Raw genomic sequence first — 4,068 nt, forward strand, 5'->3', positions numbered from 1 at the left:
CTCATACCAGTAGTAGATGTTTTGCTCAGGAAGCTCTGAATCGTACTGCCACTCCGCTCGCTCAGCTTCAGAGTCGAAATGGTTGTAGACGACGTCCTGGATGACGGCGATTCCGCTGCGGTGGCATTCACGTACGAAGTGCTTGTACTTATCGCGGCCGCCGGCGCTGGACTCGATGACAAAGTGATGCGTGTCGCCATACCCCCAGGCGAGCGTTCCGCCGAACTCAGACACCGGCAGCAACTCGACAGCGTTGACACCGAGGGACACCAGATGAGGGATGAAGTCCAAGGCGTCCTGCAGGTTTCCCGCGACCTGCCCATTGCCCTCGTTCGGCGCGACGTAGCCCAACGAGCCGATGTGGAGTTCGTAGATCACCAGCTCTGTAAGCCGTGACGGCACCGGCTTCCCGGTGGTGAACTCGCTGGACCAGAAATCCTCATCGCTGATCTGCGTCGGCGGGTTGGTGGCCGGCTCGAATTCTTTCCGCACCACGTCCTGGTCTATGACGACACTGCAGCTGACCCCGCCGTCCAAGTTGGCCGGATTGCCATCCCATTGCGTGCGCAGCGGGTTTATGTCGCCGCGTCCGATCTGCCATCGGGAGTGGATGTCGGTTCGCATCCTCGTAGCACCCTGCGCGTTTTTGATGCGGTACATGTAGGGCATGCCCACAAACGACTGGAAGTCCGGCTGCGGATCGCTGGCCCAGATGCCGTCACCGATGTTGTGAAGCTGGATGACAGGCTGGTTCGGGTCAATCCCGTTCCCGTCGTCGTGGATGTAGCCGTTGTCCTTTGTTCCGAAAACGACTTCAGCATTTTTGGCGTTCGGCGCCCAGACCGCGAACCGGATGCGCTCCTCACTTCCCTGGTAGAATTTCTGGGCTCCAAGGAACCGGCTGAGCGTCAGGCGGTAGCGTGCTGTGGCCTGCCCTCCTGCATCCGGCAGGATCGTGTGGCGTTCCGTCCTGATCGCACCCAGGTCCGAGTCCTCAGTAGCAATCCCCCACTGGTTCCCTCCCGCAGGTCCTTCCAGGCGAACACCCCACCGGATCTCTTGGCCAGCCAGAGCGTCGTCGAAATTCACCGTCACTTCGAAAGCCGGGCAGCCGTCCTCGGCGACGATCTCCCGCATCGGTATATCTCCCCATCTGTTCCATGTCCCAGACAACCGGGCGTCACGGAACAACGCCCTCTTGATACCAGTGATGTACATGAAACGGACAGTAATCATTGGGGGTCCCCCGATCGTCGTTGATCCTGCTGCGCCCCAGCCAACAGGCACAAGGCTGCTCCGCCACTGACCTGGATGTCAATGCACGTCTGGTACGGGAGTCCGTTCCGATTTCTTCTGCCGAGGCAGCGACTTACCCCCGGCCAAGGCACGGACACCGACCCACGTTCGTCTGCGCGCCGTTAAAACGGGCACGTGGGCGAACCCCGGCGCTGGGCCCCCTGGACCTGCTGTAAGACACCGCCGACGACCTGCCCGAGACGGACTGCAGCTGGGCAAGATTCTCACCCCGGGATCCGGCCCCCAACTGCATTCATCACGGCGATGTACTGACCGAACATCATGGCCTCGGAAAAACCGGAAGTAAGTTGCCATGTGAACCCTTGCCAATGCGTGTAAAACAAGCGGACCCAATGTTTGGCAGTGGCGGAGCTCGCGGAGGACGCGGCCTCGCTGGCCCCGGCCCGCCTCGGTTCTGGAATACGTCATTTCGACGTCATTCAGGACTCCGTACGCCGGAATTTATGCTCCCATGGTGTCGTCCATGTCCGCTAACGGCTGGGCCGCTTCCCGGAGAGCTCTTAGGGCCTCTTCGTAGCTGTATGTTGACCCAACGGCAAGACCTCCGACGTCTGTCAAAGGCAGGAGGAAATCCTGCTCGCCTCCTCCTTGGCTTACCCATAGAGCCTCGAAATTGAGCGCAGGGACACGGAACAGTCGTAGCTCTGTATTCCGGTCGGACCTCTCGGCCAAGGGGATGGCTGCTTCCACGACGCGGGTGAAGGGCTCGAGATGGGACGCGGCCGTGGACATCTGGCGTACGTTCGCCTCTGCATCTTGGTCTACGTCGAAGAACGCGGTGGCGGTGCCGCCGGTTGTTTCATACACTCGCAGGCCGATGGGATCTGGGCCCTCGTCGCGGTCGCCCAGCAGCCGGTCCAGGCCGAGGCTGTACATGTGATGGGCCAGGCCGATTTGAACGGAGTCATCGTCGGGTGTTCGTTCGGCATGTTCGGGGTCGGGACTCCGTTTCAGATGCAGCATCTGGCGTGATTCCCAGATCTTTTTCAGGACGGGATCAGGTAGCGGGACTGGGAGCCAGGGCAATTTAAAGTAGCTCTTCGTGAAGTAGGTGTGAGTCCAAGTTCCGCTCCCTTGGTAGTTGGTGGAGAAGTCGCTCAGTCTGAGATGGCTTTTGCCGTATATGGGGTCGTCAATATCAACATACTGGGCGCCAAAGTACGTGGCGTACCCGTAGATCATCATGAAATGGCCGCCGCCGCCATTCCAGCCAACCCGTGCACCCACAGGACGCCCTGCGTCGATTTCGGCACGGATCTGTGCGAAGGTGATTTGGCCGGTGATACTCACGTAGTTCTTGGTACGGGTCAGGGCACGGTCAAGGTACCAGGGCACGTTGCAGGCCGCGGGGACGGGCGAGTTGCACGCGTCGGTGCGGTTCAGCTCAGCATTGCACACCTTGCACTGCGTCCAGTGGCTGAACCTCCAGTAGTAATGCGAAACGCTGGTAGAAGCCGCTGCCCAACACCAATTCGACTGCGTCTGACGCTGCATGTTGAAGGCCAGTTGCTTGGTTATGAACGGGCGGCCAAAAATGCTCCCGTCCCAGAGCAGTGACTTGTACGGGCTACTGGTGGCGTGGACAACCTCCTCAAGACTCATAATCTTTCCCTTCTCGATAGCTCTTAGAGTCCACTCAGGATCTGCGACCCCGCGTTACCGCCGCGTTACGACACGGGAGTTGTCCCTATATCCGCAACCTCCAGCAGAACCGTGGCACGCATCCTAGCCACCGCGGCTTCCCATACTGGTGGTCACGGCTTCGGCGGACCCAGGCACGTGGCTACAACGGAGCCTTTGGTTCAGACGATAACGCCGGAGTAACGGCAGGATTGGTCAAATTCCAGTCGAAGCAGAAAGCGCAGAGAGTGGGGTTTCGCCGTGGCCAATATTCAGAGCATCAACGTGAACGTCCAAACCGGTAGTGATCCCGACGCAGATGCGGACGGTGCAATCTACCTTGGGTTCTGTGGTCGCGAGTTTTCAATCGATTCGTCCGGCGACGACTTCGAGAAGGGCACCAGTAAGACCTATGTGTTCGGCCAAGGGAGCAATGTCGCAAATGCGAGCAGGAATGATCCCAGAAATCCCCAGCTGAAGACTGAGAATATTGATAAACATCCGGTGTATATCCGGATGGGCACGACTGATCACTGGCAGCTCAAGCGGGTCACTGTGACCCTCAACGGTGCGCTGTTTCCCATGTGGGACACTGCTGAGGTCCTTGGAATATCCGGGAGATTCTGGCTCGGTCCTACTGCCGGGATGCCCTTCTACATACCCAAGCATGATGACTAGTCGCTCCTCTGTGGTTCCAGGCATTGCTGGTGGAGATGGTTATTGCGACCAACGCACCACAGACTGCACAAGCAGTAGCGGCAATTTCTGATTGCTTCTGATCATTGCGCCCGGGACGGAATAACCACACGCCACCCTGACGTCAGAGCCGCCTGACAAGGGAGGATTAGGCCTGTGGGCGGAGTTCCTGCTTGTTCTCAGAGGCCCGCCCAGTCACGGCATTTGACATAACAACGCCCTGCCCCTGTCAGCGATGGTCGAAAAGTGAGCCATTTCGCGGGCTGAAAAGTGAGCCACTTTGACGTTGGTTATTCTGCCGTATTTTCGGGTCTTGTCGAGGGCAGCGAGTCGACCTGGGTGTGTTTGAGGCGGTAGCTGGAGCCTTTGAGGGTGATGACTTCGGCGTGGTGGACGATGCGGTCGATCATGGCCGAGGCGACGACCTGATCGCCG

General features: G+C 59.0%; 4 protein-coding genes. 1 reads left to right on the forward strand and 3 read right to left on the reverse strand.

What is annotated here, in order from left to right; genetic code table 11:
* Both P2Q66_RS10360 and P2Q66_RS10365 read right to left on the reverse strand, forming a co-directional pair.
* On the reverse strand, window positions 1–1,218 hold a 1,218-nt coding region (locus P2Q66_RS10360; protein ID WP_275727797.1), incomplete at its 3' end, for an alpha-amylase family glycosyl hydrolase.
* Window positions 1,219–1,758: 540 nt separating this feature from the next.
* On the reverse strand, window positions 1,759–2,919 hold the full coding sequence (locus tag P2Q66_RS10365) for a papain-like cysteine protease family protein (protein WP_275727799.1): 1,161 nt from the start codon (window positions 2,917–2,919) through the stop codon (window positions 1,759–1,761).
* A gap of 279 nt (window positions 2,920–3,198) precedes the next feature.
* Between P2Q66_RS10365 and P2Q66_RS10370 the strand changes: the two genes are divergently transcribed.
* A complete protein-coding gene (locus tag P2Q66_RS10370; protein WP_275727802.1) occupies window positions 3,199–3,615 on the forward strand; it encodes a hypothetical protein in 417 nt (138 codons plus the stop codon).
* Window positions 3,616–3,923: 308 nt separating this feature from the next.
* Here P2Q66_RS10370 and P2Q66_RS10375 read toward each other — a convergent pair.
* The coding region (locus P2Q66_RS10375) for an ATP-binding protein (RefSeq protein ID WP_275727803.1) at window positions 3,924–4,068 on the reverse strand (145 nt) is incomplete at its 5' end.

Source organism: Arthrobacter sp. Cr_A7 (assembly GCF_029222765.1).
GTDB lineage: Bacteria > Actinomycetota > Actinomycetes > Actinomycetales > Micrococcaceae > Arthrobacter.